This is a genomic window from Pseudovibrio ascidiaceicola, from assembly GCF_900114245.1.
Lineage (GTDB): Bacteria > Pseudomonadota > Alphaproteobacteria > Rhizobiales > Stappiaceae > Pseudovibrio > Pseudovibrio ascidiaceicola.
Genome location: NZ_FOSK01000014.1, coordinates 118,714 through 134,371, shown reverse-complemented (window position 1 = coordinate 134,371; position 15,658 = coordinate 118,714). Strand labels below are relative to the sequence as shown.

Genomic DNA, 15,658 nt, shown 5'->3' with positions numbered 1-15,658 from the left:
GAAGGCCTCATAAGTCCTGCACGTTCTGAGAAGAAACCAACATGCCAGTCACACCTGCAACATCAACACCTCAGGTACAAGAAAACCTACATAACACAGTGGCTTCAAGCCCCGCCGATAAGAGCATAAAGCTTCCACATTATCAGGAACGGCGTTTAAGTGATGTCGGAATAACGGTCAAATACAATGCAGGACTCTCAAGTCAGAAAGTAGAGAGCTCCTTAAAGGCTGTATCGATACATCGTGTGGTCAACAATGAAGTGGCAGTCACAACCAATGCTCTTCATAGCATCATCCCACCGGGGAGTGATGTGGTTATTAATCGAAGTGCCCCTCACATTACTCCAGCCTCTCCGTCACAAACGATCATGGGCACTCACCAAAGTATCCTGGAGACGAAAACATCGTTGTCTTCACTCCCAGATAGCGCCTTTTCCGTCATAGAAGGTACCTGGCATGATGCAAACACAGTCAGCATCGCCGCACCTGGAAACGTGTTTGGTGCATCTGGATGTCTTTCCTGCACAGATGTCTTACTGGAAATTCCGATGGTGACGGAGTTATCACCTGCATTCGAAGATGTAACCCAAGCGTTTGGCGTGAAAATCTTTGATGAAGGTGAAACCGTTCCTGTGAAGTTCGACAAATGCGATCTCAATGTCGTTGAATATCAAATTACACCGGCCAATCACCAATACTCTCTCGAAGAAGCCAATGGATTTTTCGTCGAAAGACATGAGTTCCCTCATATCTTTATGGCATCGTCAGACCAGGACGAGATCGTTATTACCGTGGGCAAACAGATTGAAGACGATCAATTCGCGCTGGCGAATATTAAAGTTCCAGATGGCAAAGCTATTATGCTTCCGGGAGGCACCATTCACACAGACAGTTTGTCTCGAGGAAACATCGTAATCATGCTCACTGAATGTGTGGGGGCAGATACAGTCCTTATGCACGATAAAGACAGCCAACCCATCACATTGCGTGTCGATAGCTCAGAACGCATCGGTCTTGCTGAGTGGCATCTGTAATAAGGCTGTAATGCCATTTGATTGGAGAATTTCTCTCAAATGGCATTTTCCTATGCACTTGATCTACAGATCTTAGAAATGAGGTGCGTAGAACAAACTCTTTCTTAGTGAGCTATTATTTCGCAGCTAAGTCACTACAAGCGATCTCCCCAGTTGGTTTGATCCTTTACCATTTAAATTACAGTCTCAAATTTTCTGCACTAAGAACTGAGAATTTTTGGCTTTTCGAACCTGTGCTACAGCTACCACCTGTTTTTTGCTGCGTCAGGTAAGTTGGAAAATGATCAATTTCGATGCTCTCAGAGATTCCAATACTCGTACAACTCCTTTTCAGTATCTGGTAGGGGAAAAAGTACTGACCAAAGAGCAAGCTGCTGATGTTCGCCGTGATTATCCCGACATCAAACAGACTGGGTATCTCCCCTTGTCTAAACTTGAAACGACTGGTGCATTCAAGCAACTTGTAGATGATCTTTATAAACCTGAACTGGCTGAAATTCTTTCGGAAAAGCTCAGTTTGGATCTAATGGACAAGCCGCGGATGATCACAGTGCGACGTTTGTCCAAACACGGTGATGGCCGTATTCACAACGATTCCAAATCCAAGATCTGCACCATGCTCATTTATCTTAATGAAGACTGGGATGACTCTGCCGGTGGTGCCATTCGTGCACTTAATGGAGACACCGACATGGGCGATTATGCGGAAGAAGTCTCTCCACTCGCTGGAAACGTGTTTGCATTCAAACGCTCAGAAACAAGCTGGCACGGCCATCCATCTTTCAAAGGCGAACGCTACGTGGTGCAAGTAACGTTCCTCATCTCTGAAGAGGAATTAGCACGGAAAGAGAAACGCGGCGGCTTTCAGACAAAGATTAAGAGACTATTTCGTTTTAATTAGCCGTGTTCAGAGTCTGGCAAGCGTTTCTCCTACAAGTTAAGCTCTATTAATCAGCGAGTTTCAGGTCCTTTTTCCAAAATACTGGCATCCCCGTTGATTGTTGAAACAACCGCCGTCTTTTTGCCGGCAGATCCAAAGGACTTGATGTCCGCAACGGTTGTTTGCCAATCTCCATGACCGAATGGCGTGTAGTTGATCATGATGTCTTCATCAGCAACGCGTTTGGACTTTAGATAGGCTTCGAGGATTTTGTTGGTTGTGCGTGGGTAAACATAATCGGTTCCAGCCAGAACCCAACGCTCGGCTTCTTCGTTTTCGAGAAGGTAGTCAACTGCCGGGATCGCTTGCTGGTTTGGTGCTGCACCGGTGTAAAATACGTTGCGTTGGCTTTCTTCTCCTTCACACTGCACTGGATAGAACAGGATACCGTTCAATTCTTCAAAAACAGGGAGAACTGACTTGCGAGAAACTGACGTCCAATTACCAAAGACCGCTGAAACTTCATAAACTTCCAGCAGTTCACGTGCCTTTTCTGCAAACAGTGGCCAGTTTGATGCGGGGTCAACGACAACAGGCTCTAACTTCTTGCCCTGCAGCCCGCCTTTCGCGTTTTGCTCATCAATGAGCATCAGCATGACATCTTTTAGAGTGGTTTCAGAAATGGCATTGTGCCGGACAGAGAATGAAGAATACCAACCTTGATCGTGTCTTCAGCCTGAGCTGCACTACTTAAAACAGTAGATGCCAAAATACTGCACTTGTTGCTGAAATAATTTTTTCTGAAACGAACCATTCCCAACTCCAGTTGCTTGAGTGAAAGCATCACTGATTGTTTCAGCGTGCTCTACGACTTCGAAACGTTTAAGTCAGCATTGTATTTTTGGGTTATTATTTATGCGCCCCTGGATTTGATCGAAGTTTAATCACAACAACGTATCGAAGGATTTAACAGGCAGGATGGAGGCACTTTTGTTGATTTCTTGTTTACAGAGAAACGTGGAGCTGACAAAACTTGGAGATAGGTTCAAACTGCATACTTCATTGAGGCCATGACTTACATCTTCATCATTTTTGGGGCTACATTCGGACTGATTGCTGTTCCTCTGGGGTTTTTCATCGGCCTTCAAGTTTCACCAGTACTTGCGAATATTCTTCTGTTCCCTTTTATTTCGGCCAGTTGGCTGTTGGATGTACCTCTTGGAGAAATGTCCAGCCTACTGCGCATTAGCCTCACAGTGCTGTCGGCAGTGGTCTGGGCTGGTTTGTTTGGCTTTGTTGGTTCGTTGCTCAAGAAGAAGCCTTCTTAAGCGGTTAAGGAATTACGATATGCACTTGCGGTCAGACCTGTGTGTTTCTGGAAGACTTTGTTAAAGTGGGATGCATCAAAAAAGCCGGAGCGGATGGCAACATCTGTGATGGTTGCCTCTGTTTCTCCCAGTAAGCGCTTGGCTTCTTCTACTCGTATATGACTGAGCGCTTCGGCTGGGGATTTGCCAAGGTCAGCCTTAAACTTCATTTCAAGACTGCGCCGCCCAACACCTAACATCTTGCAGAGCTGTTCAATACTGCGCAGGTTCTCAGTTTCCTGCTGCATCATCAGCACTGCTCTTTGAACCAAATTATCTTTTGCTTTGAGCGATGTAGGCAGAAACGGCTGGGCTTTGCTATCGTCCTGAGCTTCATCCACCATGAGAATATGCAAGCTTTTGCGCGCTTGCCGCAGGCCGACATGACGCTCTACCAGATGAGCTGCGACATGCACCGCACTGGTCCCCCCTGAACAGGAAATACGATCACGGTCCACCACGAAGATACGATCAGAGACTGGCTCCAGACCGTCAAATTGCTCCAGGAAATCCGTCCGGTGAAACCAGCTCACACAACATTTATAACCGTTCATCAATCCGGCACGATGCAAGATAAAGCTGCCAGTACACAGGCCTATCAATGGGACATCATTCGCTACAGCGGATTTCAAATACTCAACATAGCGTCGATCAAGGTGCTCAATGTGGTCGATCAAACCTCCAACAACCACCAGGTAATCAAAATGAGCTGGGTCGATCAAGTTGGTATCGGGATGGATGCGGACACCACAACTGGCTCGGATGGGTTCCATATCAGGTGCAATGACACTCCAACTGCATAGGATTGGTCTGCTGCTGTCTCCTTCATCGGCAGAAAGGCGCAGTACATCAATGAAGCTGGCGAAGGCAGACAATGTGAACCGGTTGGCCAGAATGAAGCCAACATTGAGCGCAGGACGAGATTGCCGATTGGTCCGTGTTAAGTTCTCCACCTATGTCTCCTGCGCAAAAATACCTCATAATATTCGCAAGGGTACCATACACAATTTTACATAGTGGGCAAACTCTCTTGAATTCCAAGGAGGTAGCCTTGTCAAAATTTTCCGCAATGACGCTCCTGAAAGGAGCGCTCACAGGCTATAAAAACGTTGAGCCGCAATGGCCTGACGCTGAGCTGAAAAGCGAATACGACGTCATCATCGTGGGTGCCGGTGGGCATGGCCTTGGGGCCGCCTACTATCTGGCAAAAGAACATGGCATCACCAATGTGGCGGTGATTGACAAGGGGTGGCTTGGTGGTGGCAACACTGGCCGGAACACGACCATCATTCGCTCGAACTACCTTTATGATGAAAGTGCGCGCCTTTATGACCATGCCGTAGACCTATGGGATGGACTTAGTCAGGACCTAAATTACAACGTCATGTTCTCGCAGCGCGGTGTGATGATGTTGGCGCACAATGTTCATGATGTGCAGAGCTTCAAACGCCATATTCACTCCAATCGTTTGAACGGCGTTGATAATGTCTGGCTCACGCCTGAACAGGCCAAAGAAAAGTGTCCGCCCCTCAATATCGCGGCCAATGCTCGTTATCCTGTGATGGGAGCCGCATTTCAGCAACGTGGTGGTACAGCTCGACATGACGCGGTAGCGTGGGGTTATGCACGCGCTGCTGCTGCACGAGGCGTTGATATTATTCAGAACTGTCCGGTTCTATCAATCGAACGAGGACCAGACGGATCTGTTACAGGCCTTCAAACTGCACGCGGTTTTGTCAAGGCTAAGAAGATCGCAGTCTCTGCAGCTGGCGGAACGTCTGTAGTGATGGATACTGCCGGTGTGCGCTTGCCCCTGGAAAGTTACCCTCTTCAGGCACTTGTCTCTGAACCTGTCAAACCAATCTTTCCTCAAGTGGTGATGTCCAACAGTGTGCACGCGTACATCAGTCAGTCAGACAAGGGCGAGCTGGTGATTGGTTCTGGGACAGATCAATACGTTTCTTATTCTCAACGCGGTGGGTTGCCGCTGATTGAGCATACACTGGCAGCCATTTGCGAAGTGTTCCCCATTTTCCGCCGTATGCGCATGCTGCGCAAGTGGGGCGGAGTGGTTGATGTGACGCCTGACCGCTCACCAATTCTGGGCAAGACCCCAGTACAAGGCCTCTACCTCAATTGTGGTTGGGGTACAGGCGGCTTCAAAGCGACGCCGGGCTCTGCGCATGTTTTTGCGCACACAATTGCACAAGATGAACCTCATCCTATCAATGCCCCGTTCACGCTCTCGCGTTTTGAAACAGGTCGCTTGATTGACGAAGCAGCTGCTGCTGCCGTGGCGCACTAAGGAGACAGCCTGATGCTTTTAATTCACTGTCCTTATTGCAAGGAAAAGTTGCCTGAGCTGGAATTTGAATATGCCGGTCAAGCACATATTGCACGCCCGGATAACCCAGCTGAGCAAACAGATGCTGAATGGCGCGACTATCTGTTCATTCGCTCCAATGTACGCGGTGATCATGCTGAGCAATGGCGACACTCACACGGGTGCGGGCGTTATTTCAACGCTCTGCGGAACACTGTGAGCGATAAATTCATCGCCACCTATGAGATTGGACAGGCCTGCCCGACTAGCCACGCAGAAGGTGAAGAGAACAATGAACAACTGGAGAGTTGACGGCAAAGGCCGCATCAATCGAGACAAGCGTGTTCGCTTCACTTTTGATGGCGTTTCTTATCAAGGATATGAAGGCGATACGGTCGCTTCTGCCCTGCTTGCCAATGGCGTTCATCTGATGGGGCGCTCATTTAAATACCATCGTCCCCGCGGTCCTGTGACAGCTGGGTCAGAAGAACCCAACGCGTTGATTGGAACGTCTCGCTCTGGCACAGGCCGTTTTGAGCCAAACACGCGTGCTACCGTTCAGGAGCTTTACGAAGGGCTGACCACTGTCAGTCAAAACAAATGGCCGAGCCTGAAATTCGACGTAGGTGCGGTCAACGATAAGTTGCATAAGCTGTTTGCTGCTGGTTTTTATTATAAGACCTTCATGTGGCCTAAGAGCTTCTGGGACAAGGTTTATGAACCAGTTATCCGCGCTTCTGCAGGACTGGGTGTTTCCCCAACAGAACCGGATGCTGACACCTATGCATCGCGCTATCTGCATACAGAGCTGCTCATTGTTGGTGCTGGGCCAGCTGGGCTTGCAGCTGCTTTAACTGCAGCTCGCAATGGAACTGAAGTGGTCCTCGTAGATGAGAACCGAGAGCTCGGCGGCTCTTTGCTCTCTGAGGCTCCATCCGCCATTGATGGGAATAATACCGAGAGCTGGCTTGCAGAAGTTATTACTGAGCTTGAAGCTCGTGACAACGTGCGCGTCATGACCCGCGCAACCGCAATTGGCTACTACCATGAGAACATGGTGGGCGTTGCGGAGAAGCTCACAGATCATATGGCACATCCGCCTGCGAATGCTCCACGAGAACGGATGTGGCGTATTCGTGCCCAAGAGGTCATTCTTGCTCAAGGTGCGTTGGAACGCCCACTGGTGTTTGATGGCAATGATCGCCCCGGCGTGATGATGGCCGGTGCAACGCAGACCTATCTCAATCGCTATGGCGTAAAGGTTGGCAATGCTGCTGTTGTGGTTACCTCTCACGATTCAGCATGGTATGCCGCCTTTGATCTTGCTGATGCAGGTGTCAAAATCCCAGCGATTGTTGATGTTCGCGCCACTGTGAATGAATATCTGCAGTCAGAAGCTCAAAAACGCGGGATCACCGCCAAAGTGGGTCACAGTGTAACGTCAGTCAGTGGCACAAAACGGGTTTCTGGTGTGAAAATCGGCAGGATCTCTGGCGATCAGCAGGTTGCAGACATCTCTTCTATCCCTTGCGATGCCGTTTTGATGAGTGGTGGATGGACGCCGTCGCTTCACCTTTTCTCTCATACCAAAGGCAGTTTGCATTGGGACGAAGAGAACGAAGTCTTCTTGCCCGGAGAGAGAACTGAACGTTGCCACATAGCTGGTGGCGGGCGTGGGTTATGGAGCCAACAGGCCGCCTTTGACGATGGTGTGCATGCAGCTCAGCAAGCGTTGACCTCGCTGGGGCAAAGTGCGCAGGCTCTGTCAGTTGATGTTGATGGGGATCGCGCTGGCTCTGGTGTTGTTATGGAAGAGCTACCAAGCAACAATGACAAGCTGGCACGTCGGGCTTTTGTAGACTTTCAAAATGATGTCACTGCAAAAGATATTCGTCTTGCAGTGCGTGAAGGTATGCTCTCCATTGAACATGTAAAGCGCTTTACAACCAATGGCATGGCGACCGATCAGGGCAAGATGTCAAACATGAATGGCCTGAAGATCGCTGCTGACGAGCTTGGGCGCCCTACTCCCAAGGTTGGCCTGACCACATTCCGTCCACCTTATACACCGACCACGTTCGGAACGTTTGCTGGCTATCATAAAGACGAGTTGTTTGAGGTAACGCGCAAGACCAACATTGATAGTTGGGCGGAAGAGAACGGTGCTGTATTTGAGCCTGTCTCCTTGTGGCGACGTGCCTGGTATTACCCAAAGGCTGGCGAAGATATGCACGCGGCTGTGGCTCGGGAATGCAGAGAAACCCGCGCTTCTGTTGGTATGTTTGATGCCTCTACTCTCGGTAAGATCGAAGTGGTTGGACCGGATGCCGCTGAGTTTATGAACCGGATGTACACCAATCCATGGACCAAACTGGCTGCGGGTCGTTGTCGCTATGGTTTGCTGCTTGGTGAAGATGGTTTCATTCGTGATGATGGTGTTATCGGGCGTATCAGTGAAGATCGCTTCCATGTGACGACCACGACTGGCGGTGCTGCTCGGGTTTTGACCATGATGGAGCACTTCCTGCAGACTGAATGGCCGGATCTGGATGTGTGGCTCACGTCTACGACGGAGCAATGGTCCACTATTGCGCTGAATGGACCGAATGCTCGCAAGGTATTGGAACCATTCGTGAAAGGTGCTGACCTTTCTGCTGAAGCCTTCCCGCATATGGCGCTGCGTGAGTGCTCTGTGGGTAGTTTTGAGGCGCGATTGTTCCGTGTGAGCTTTACTGGTGAGCTGGGTTTTGAAGTGAACGTTCCATCTGAGCATGGGCGAGCGCTTTGGGAGATCCTTTATCAGGAAGGCAAAAAGTATGACATGTGTGTCTATGGCACTGAAACCATGCATGTTTTACGGGCAGAAAAAGGCTTTATCATTGTTGGGCAAGACACCGATGGTACTGTCACGCCAGCAGATGCCGGACTGACCTGGGCCATTGGCAAGAAGAAGCCTGACTTTGTTGGCAAGCGGTCTTTGACGCGTCCTGACATGCTGTTGCCGAACCGAAAGCAACTGGTTGGTCTTTTGACGGAAGATCCGAGTGTTGTGCTGGAGGAAGGCGCGCAGATTGTTGAGACAGGCGATACAGCTATTCCCGCTAAGATGTTGGGACATGTGACGTCTTCCTACTGGAGTGAAGCATTGGGGCGTTCCATTGCTATGGCCTTGATTGAAGGCGGTTTCGAGCGGAATAGCACCTCAATAGATGTTCCAATGCCAGGTCAAACCCATCGTGCAACCATCAGCGGGACCGTGTTTTACGACCCTGATGGTGACCGGATTAAGATGTAAGGGAGTGGCACAAATGGCTTTCAATAGTACAGTTGAAACTCTGCCGCAAATGGGCCGTTTTAGTTTGCGTTGTAAGCGTGAAAACACCGTTGCTATGTCAAAAGCACTCGGATTTGAGCTGCCCTCATCCATCAGTGAGACCGCTCAATCCGGAAACCGGTCCGTGCTCAAATTGGGGCCGGATGAGTGGATGTTGACCTGCCTGATGGAAGAGCGGTCAGCTATCGAAAGATCTTTTGCAGCGATCTATCCAGATGCAGTTCATAGTCTGACGGATATTTCCAGTCGGGAAGTCAGCATCAGGATTTCAGGACCTGAAGCTGAGGAGTTGCTCACGACGTCCTGTCCACGAGACCTTGCTGTGTTGAAGAGTGGTCGTGGAGTGCGGACCATTTTTGATAGTGTGCAAGTGATCCTGACACGGGAAGACAATAACCAGTTTCGACTGGATGTCTGGCGATCGTTTGTGCCCCATGTGATGGGGCTGTTGACAGTCGCTGTTGCGGAGTTTGAATGCGGCCTTTAGGGCCGCATTTTTTTCATTCAAAACACCAATCTTGGTCAATGACGCAATGCTTCGATCATCGTCATTTTTTATCCCGCATTTGTGCGCTGTCACCTTACGCGGAGGTTAGGCGGCGAAGATGTTTTCAGGCGAAAACTCCTCTGAAACGTTGACTTGGGCTGGTGTATTTCACCGTGTGGTTGAGGTCATCTTCAAGTCACAGCGTGTGCATCGCAATGGCGTCGCATTTTTACTGCCAATGTGCCTCAAACTTCCTGCCACCATGAGATTAATTCGAACTAGATTTCCTGATTACTCTGGATTTTCGCGGGCTTGACGCAACGAGACCGTCTGTAAAAATTTAGAGCACTGTCACACTATAAGAGGGAGGCTTAAAGTGTATCAGTCAGTATTTTCCAATGCTTGTGCAAAATACAAGCCTTGCCACAAATCGACGAACTCTTGGCTCGACTGTGCTGAGCCGTCTTCAGTTCATTCCAACCGTTTTGATAGTGTGTGGCTGAATTCCAATCATGCCTCTTTGGCATTTTCTGAATTCACTTTAACAAATCATTCTAAGCCACTTAATAATAGTGACAATTCAACTTCAACTCATACAGAGATGATTGACGTTCTATCACCTTGTTCTTCACGATCAGGTCTGACACCTGATCATCTCAGCAACCTGCACCGGTCATCTTCCCAGGCATCATTTTAAGCCGAGGTATCTGAACATGAGCGTTCCGTCTTACATTCAAGATCTTATAGCTCACCGCGAAAAGGGCAAAAGCCTCAACGCCCCCTTCTATAGTGCTCCCGACATTCTTGATCTGGACATGGAAGTTTTCTTTCGCAAACACTGGATTTTCGTCGCTGTTGAACCTCAGCTTCCGGAACCGGGCGATTGCATTACTGTTGAAATCGGAAAGACATCTGTCCTGCTGTTGCGCGGTGATGACATGTATATCCGCGGCTTTCACAATATCTGCCGACATCGTGGTGCTAAGCTCATTGATGAGCCTGAGGCCACAATCGGCAACATTGTTTGCCGGTATCATGGGTGGACCTACAATGAGGATGGTGAACTCATTCTAGCCGAGCATATGGGCAAGGACTTCGATAAGACCTGCCATGGTCTGAAGACCGTTCATGTGCGCTCAATTGCAGGTCTCATCTTCATTTGCCTTGCGGAAAACCCGCCAGAAGATATCGAAGAGATGGCGCAGATTATGGAGACGTATATTGCGCCTCATGATATCGCCAACTGTAAGGTGGCCTACACGGCTGATCTGGTTGAGGAAGGTAACTGGAAGCTGACGCTTGAGAACAACCGCGAGTGTTATCACTGCGAAGGTACTCATCCGCAGCTTACCGTTCCACTTTCCGAATTTGGTTTTGGCTTTTCACCCGATGAAATGGATGAGCGGCGAACTGCGGACGTTAACAAGTACCTGTCCTTGTTGGAGAGCGAGCACAAGCGCTGGGAGGCTGCAGGCTTGCCATCAGCTGAAGTGGACAAGCTGGCCAATGCCACCAGTTTCCGGTGTATTCGCCTGCCTTTGATGGGCGAAGGCGAGTCCCACACTCTGGACACCAAGATCGCCTGTAAGAAGCTGCTTGGGAACTTCAAGGACGCCAAGCTTGGTGGTTTGAGCTTCTGGCATAATCCTAACTCATGGCACCATTTCATGAGTGATCACATCGTGACCTTTGCTGCTTTCCCGTTGTCGCCGGATCGTACGCTGGTGCGGACCACCTGGTTGGTGCACAAGGATGCGATTGAGGGAGAGGATTATAACCTCGATAATCTGAAGCAGGTTTGGATGATGACCAACCAGCAGGATGCGGATCTGGTGCGTCTGGCACAGCTTGGCAGTGAAGACCCTGCTTATGAGCAAGGTCCATACTCGGAATACACTGAACCTCATGTGGAAGCACTTTGTGAGTGGTATATTGAACGCCACAAAGCGCATATGCCTGCCGGTGATGTTGAAATGGCGGACGCATGACTCAGAACGTAACTTTTGATGACCTGAAGACTGTCACTGACTACGAGGAAGAACACTTCACCGAAGCGACCCGGATCCCCATGTGGGATCCGGAGGTGGATGATGTTCTGGTCTGCCGACAAGTGCGACAGGAAACACATGATGTAAAGACGTTCCTGTTTTCTGCACGTGAGCCTCGGGTTTTCAGGTTCTATCCCGGCCAGCACATGACCTTCGAGCTTCCTGTCGAAGGCATGATCATGCGCAGTTATACGATTTCTGCTTCTGCTGCGCGGCCCTATCGTGTTGAGATCACTGTCAAACGGGTCCCGGGCGGTCCTGGCTCTAACTGGCTTTTGGACAACATGCTGCCTGGCAAGGAAGTGAATGTGACCGGCCCGGCTGGTGAGTTCACCACTGATGCTACGCAGGAAGAAAAACTGCTCTTCATTTCAGCAGGCAGTGGCATTACGCCCATGATGTCGATGACCCGCACGGCCTGTGATCTTGCCGAGCCAACAGATCTGCATTTCATTCATGCTGCACGCACACCTGCAGATATCATCTTTAGACATGAACTGGAGTTGCTGGCCGCACAAAACCCCGCTTTCAAGCTCTCTTTTACTTGCAGCACCACGTCTGGATATAACAGCTGGAGCGGGTTTGAAGGGCGTTTGAGCCTTCAGATGCTGTCTCTCATGTCGCCGGACTTTAAGGACAGAAAGATCCTATGTTGCGGCCCTGCCCGTTTCATGGAAGGCGTGCAAAACATGCTGCAGGAATCAGGCTTTGACATGGCAAATTACCATGAAGAAAGCTTCGACTTTGGCGCTGAGACAGCTGGTACCTTTGAGGACCAGATTGCTGCACCGGAAATCAGTGACCAGACCTATCGCGTCACCTTCACCAAGACCGGACATGTGGTTGAGTGTGGACCGGGCATGACAATCCTTTCTGCAGCCCGTGAAGCTGGCATTCTGCCCATGGCATCGTGTCAACGCGGTATTTGCGGAACATGTAAATCTCAACTCGTTTCGGGTGAAACCGACATGCAACATGGCGGCGGCATTCGAAAACGAGAGATAGATCAGGGTAAAATCCTGATTTGCTGCACAACACCTATGTCAGACATTGAAGTGGACCTTTAGTGTTTGGCACTCCCCCATCCATTGCTTAATGACAAGAAAAAAGTGTATCTAAATCAATAAGAACGATAAGAAGGGTCCAGCCCAAGGATCTCTCCTGACCACAAAATAAACGGTCCAACACAGGAGAAGCTTCATGACTGATTTACGTAGTTCCGACCGGCCTCCGGCGGATACTTTAGATAGTCCATCGGACGAATTGGCAGACTCAGATTACAGTCTTGGCCAAGACAATATTGAAGGAAAATTCGGACCAATTGGTTTTGACATTCACAACCCGGTTTTTGCTATCTCAGCTTTAGCTGTCGTTGGATTTGTCGCCTACACCCTATTTTTGCCGGATCAGGCAAACTCTGTTTTCAGCCTACTCTTTTCAACTGTCACGAAAAGCTTTGACTGGTTCTTCATTGGCGCTGCCGACATCTTCGTGATCCTCTGCCTCGTTATCGTGGTCAGCCCTTATGGCAAGGTGCGCCTGGGCGGGAAGGAAGCCACGCCAGATTTCAGCTACGTAAGCTGGTTCTCCATGCTTTTTGCTGCCGGAATGGGCATCGGGTTGATGTTCTACGGCGTTTCTGAACCGATCAGCCACTTCGCATCCTCTCTGGGTGGTACGACCGTAGGCGCTGATGGCGTGCGTACAGACTGGGCGCCGCTTGGTGCTGCCGCGACACAGGAAGAAGCGATCCGTCTGGGTATGGCTGCGTCGATCTTCCACTGGGGTCTGCACCCATGGGCGATCTATGCTGTTGTTGGATTGAGCCTTGCGTTCTTCAGCTACAACAGAGGTTTGCCACTCACAATTCGTTCTGCCTTTTATCCGATTTTTGGTGAGCGCGTCTGGGGTTGGCCGGGTCATATCATTGATATTCTCGCCGTTTTTGCAACCTTGTTTGGTCTTGCAACCTCTCTTGGTCTTGGTGCTGTTCAGGCGAACTCTGGATTCAACAAACTGTTCGGCATGCCAATTGACAGCACGTGGCAGGTCATTCTGATTGCTGCGATTACCGCAATTGCGCTTGTATCTGTTGTGCGTGGTCTGGAAGCCGGTGTGAAGCTGCTTTCTGAGATCAACATGGGACTGGCCGCTTTGCTGGTGCTGTTCGTTGTTATTGCTGGTCCGGGCCTTGTGTTGTTGCCAGATGCTCTCAACTATCTTGGCGCTTATTTGCAGTATCTGCCTGCTCTTTCCAGCCCAGTTGGTCGTGAAGACGTCAACTTCATGCAGGGTTGGACCTCGTTCTATTGGGCTTGGTGGATTTCCTGGTCACCATTCGTGGGCATGTTCATCGCGCGTGTGAGCCGTGGACGTACTGTTCGTGAGTTCCTGGTCAGTGTTCTGCTCATCCCTTCTTTGGTTTGCGTGCTTTGGATGTCCATCTTTGGCGGCGCTGCGATCAGCCAGATCGTCAATGACGGTTACACCGCTGTTCAGCAAGCTGCTCTGCCGGTGCAGCTGTTCACAATGCTTGATGCGATGCCGTGGGCAACAATCACAAGCTTTGTCGGTATCATGCTTGTGATCGTGTTCTTCGTCACCTCCTCCGATTCCGGTTCTCTGGTGATTGATACGATCGCGGCTGGCGGCAAAGTGGATGCTCCAGTTCCTCAGCGTGTGTTTTGGTGTCTGTTTGAAGGACTGATCGCAATCGTGCTGCTGCTTTCTGCAGGCGGGTTGAAGTCTCTGCAATCCATGGTGATTTCCACGGGATTGCCGTTCACAATCGTCTTGCTCATCATGTGCGTTGCTATTTGGAGAGGACTTGCGAGCGAACCTCGCTAAGTTGGCTGACTAAGCTACCTCTAAATCATAGATGCCGTCGCAGCGCTCTCGTTGCGGCGGCATTTTTCTTAGGCAACTTGCTCTTCTGTCACTGGAAGACGACGCAGGACCTGAGGTGTGCAGCCATAGCGGCGGCGGAACATTCTGCTGAGATGGGACGAGTCACAGAACCCACAATCAACCGCTATTTGCGCGACAGACTTCTGGCTTTTCTCGATCAGGTGGCGCGCCAGATCCAGGCGAATGTTGAGAAACGCAACTTGTGGTGACGTTTCCAAAGACAGTCGGAAGTACCGCTCTATCTGGCGCTTGCTCTTGCCCATACGCTGAGCGATTTCCTGAATGGAGATCGGTGTATCGATGTTTTGCTGCATGATGTGCAGCGCGCGCTGGACGATCGGGTTTTGGGTTTTCAGATCAAGCGGGATTCCGGGTTGTGGTTTTTCAGCCTGATGTGCATCATCAATGATCATGATGTGCAGGCTTTTGTTGGCATGGGCGCGGCCAACATGCTTATCAACCAGATAGGCTGCCAGATGGGCGGAACTCACCCCCCCTGCGCAGGTTAAGCGATCTCTATCCACCACGAAGATCTGATCGGTGACCGGATCAAGTCCGTCAAACTGTTCTTTAAAGTCAGAATGACTGAACCAACTGACACAGCTTTTGTAACCATCCAGCAAGCCAGAGCGATGAAGCAAGAAAGCACCGGTACAGACACCGATAAGTGGGATTCCGGCAGCAGCGGCTTCTTTCAGGAAATTTTGATAGGCCGGGCTAAAATCCGTGCTTTCATCAATGAGACCGCCAACAACGACGATGTAGTTGAAACGTCGCGGATCTCCTAATCGCTCTTTGGGATGAACAGAGACACCGCTGCTTGACGGGATTGGGTCCATCGTGTCTGACAGGACCGTCCAGTTGCACAGGATCGGACGACTGCGATCCCCTTCATCTGCCGCGAGACGCAGGACATCAACGAAGTTGGCAAAGGCGCAAAGCGTGAAGCGTTTGGCCAGAATGAAGCCAACAGAGAGACGGGTCTTTTCTGGCTTGGAACCTGAAGTTCGCGAAGCGTTGGTCGGGTGCGATAGTGCCTGTGTCATACAAGATGCTTCTCTTCAAATTCAGAGCGAAACACTGCAATCACTGCATTGCTATTTCGATCTGAGCCTATCCAATTCCGGCCAGTTTCAACGTGTTTTCAGTGGCATACTTTTCCAGTTGGTCTGACCATGCTGACTAGCAAATTGCTCGGGTGTCTTCATCGTACCCAGTCTCCTTAGTGGTTTCAGCAGACTGGCTTTATGGGCATTAGCAACCAAGCTTAAGCCCATG

The 15,658-nt window shown here is 50.1% G+C and carries 12 protein-coding genes and 1 pseudogene; 10 read left to right on the top strand and 3 right to left on the bottom strand.

The annotated features are described in order from the left end of the window. Nucleotides 1–41: 41 nt before the first annotated feature. Nucleotides 42–1,034 carry a hypothetical protein gene (locus BM231_RS22345; protein WP_093523017.1) on the top strand — a complete coding sequence of 331 codons (993 nt, stop codon included), beginning with the start codon at nucleotides 42–44 and terminating at the stop codon, nucleotides 1,032–1,034. Nucleotides 1,035–1,314: 280 nt separating this feature from the next. After that, complete coding sequence (locus BM231_RS22340) at nucleotides 1,315–1,935, top strand: 2OG-Fe(II) oxygenase (protein WP_208860573.1); 621 nt, start codon at nucleotides 1,315–1,317, stop codon at nucleotides 1,933–1,935. 77 nt (nucleotides 1,936–2,012) lie between these two features. Here BM231_RS22340 and BM231_RS22335 read toward each other — a convergent pair. Beyond that, nucleotides 2,013–2,728, bottom strand: a pseudogene (locus tag BM231_RS22335) (transporter substrate-binding protein); the annotation flags it as partial. Nucleotides 2,729–2,984: 256 nt separating this feature from the next. Between BM231_RS22335 and BM231_RS22330 the strand changes: the two are divergent. Then, nucleotides 2,985–3,242: a hypothetical protein gene (locus BM231_RS22330; RefSeq protein ID WP_093523015.1), complete on the top strand. Its 258-nt coding sequence runs from the start codon at nucleotides 2,985–2,987 to the stop codon at nucleotides 3,240–3,242. Here BM231_RS22330 and BM231_RS22325 read toward each other — a convergent pair. Then, nucleotides 3,239–4,234, bottom strand: a complete 996-nt coding sequence (locus BM231_RS22325; RefSeq protein ID WP_093523013.1) for a GlxA family transcriptional regulator — start codon at nucleotides 4,232–4,234, stop codon at nucleotides 3,239–3,241. The genes BM231_RS22330 and BM231_RS22325 overlap by 4 nt on opposite strands. A gap of 116 nt (nucleotides 4,235–4,350) precedes the next feature. Here BM231_RS22325 and BM231_RS22320 point away from each other — a divergent pair, with 116 nt between their 5' ends. The 7 genes from BM231_RS22320 (at nucleotide 4,351) to BM231_RS22290 (ending at nucleotide 14,320) form a co-directional block, all read left to right on the top strand. Then, nucleotides 4,351–5,586, top strand: coding sequence for a sarcosine oxidase subunit beta family protein (locus BM231_RS22320; protein ID WP_425287827.1), 1,236 nt, complete (start codon nucleotides 4,351–4,353; stop codon nucleotides 5,584–5,586). A gap of 12 nt (nucleotides 5,587–5,598) precedes the next feature. Beyond that, nucleotides 5,599–5,916, top strand: a complete 318-nt coding sequence (locus BM231_RS22315; protein ID WP_093523009.1) for a sarcosine oxidase subunit delta — start codon at nucleotides 5,599–5,601, stop codon at nucleotides 5,914–5,916. Next, the gene (locus BM231_RS22310; protein ID WP_093523007.1) at nucleotides 5,897–8,899 is read left to right on the top strand and encodes a sarcosine oxidase subunit alpha; all 3,003 of its coding nucleotides are present in this window, start codon (nucleotides 5,897–5,899) and stop codon (nucleotides 8,897–8,899) included. Before BM231_RS22315 ends, BM231_RS22310 begins: the two co-directional genes overlap by 20 nt. A 13-nt stretch (nucleotides 8,900–8,912) precedes the next feature. Then, entirely contained in the window at nucleotides 8,913–9,425 is a 513-nt protein-coding gene (locus BM231_RS22305) for a sarcosine oxidase subunit gamma (RefSeq protein ID WP_093523005.1), read from the top strand. Nucleotides 9,426–10,138: 713 nt separating this feature from the next. Further along, nucleotides 10,139–11,413: an aromatic ring-hydroxylating oxygenase subunit alpha gene (locus BM231_RS22300; RefSeq protein ID WP_093523003.1), complete on the top strand. Its 1,275-nt coding sequence runs from the start codon at nucleotides 10,139–10,141 to the stop codon at nucleotides 11,411–11,413. Then, nucleotides 11,410–12,540, top strand: a complete 1,131-nt coding sequence (locus BM231_RS22295; protein ID WP_063311052.1) for an FAD-binding oxidoreductase — start codon at nucleotides 11,410–11,412, stop codon at nucleotides 12,538–12,540. The genes BM231_RS22300 and BM231_RS22295 overlap by 4 nt, the downstream gene beginning before the upstream one ends. Before the next feature lie 133 nt (nucleotides 12,541–12,673). Next, entirely contained in the window at nucleotides 12,674–14,320 is a 1,647-nt protein-coding gene (locus tag BM231_RS22290) for a BCCT family transporter (protein ID WP_208860572.1), read from the top strand. A gap of 68 nt (nucleotides 14,321–14,388) precedes the next feature. Here BM231_RS22290 and BM231_RS22285 read toward each other — a convergent pair whose 3' ends face one another. After that, nucleotides 14,389–15,426, bottom strand: coding sequence for a GlxA family transcriptional regulator (locus BM231_RS22285; RefSeq protein ID WP_093522999.1), 1,038 nt, complete (start codon nucleotides 15,424–15,426; stop codon nucleotides 14,389–14,391). Nucleotides 15,427–15,658 lie beyond the last annotated feature (232 nt).

Bases quoted from the DNA above. Each gene is read 5' to 3' on its own strand.
- BM231_RS22330 (WP_093523015.1), top strand. From the start codon at position 2,985: ATGACTTACATCTTCATCATTTTTGGGGCTACATTCGGACTGATTGCT.
- BM231_RS22345 (WP_093523017.1), top strand. From the start codon at position 42: ATGCCAGTCACACCTGCAACATCAACACCTCAGGTACAAGAAAACCTA.
- BM231_RS22315 (WP_093523009.1), top strand. From the start codon at position 5,599: ATGCTTTTAATTCACTGTCCTTATTGCAAGGAAAAGTTGCCTGAGCTG.
- BM231_RS22310 (WP_093523007.1), top strand. From the start codon at position 5,897: ATGAACAACTGGAGAGTTGACGGCAAAGGCCGCATCAATCGAGACAAG.
- BM231_RS22295 (WP_063311052.1), top strand. From the start codon at position 11,410: ATGACTCAGAACGTAACTTTTGATGACCTGAAGACTGTCACTGACTAC.
- BM231_RS22285 (WP_093522999.1), bottom strand. From the start codon at position 15,426: ATGACACAGGCACTATCGCACCCGACCAACGCTTCGCGAACTTCAGGT.
- BM231_RS22320 (WP_425287827.1), top strand. From the start codon at position 4,351: ATGACGCTCCTGAAAGGAGCGCTCACAGGCTATAAAAACGTTGAGCCG.
- BM231_RS22300 (WP_093523003.1), top strand. From the start codon at position 10,139: ATGAGCGTTCCGTCTTACATTCAAGATCTTATAGCTCACCGCGAAAAG.
- BM231_RS22340 (WP_208860573.1), top strand. From the start codon at position 1,315: ATGATCAATTTCGATGCTCTCAGAGATTCCAATACTCGTACAACTCCT.
- BM231_RS22290 (WP_208860572.1), top strand. From the start codon at position 12,674: ATGACTGATTTACGTAGTTCCGACCGGCCTCCGGCGGATACTTTAGAT.
- BM231_RS22305 (WP_093523005.1), top strand. From the start codon at position 8,913: ATGGCTTTCAATAGTACAGTTGAAACTCTGCCGCAAATGGGCCGTTTT.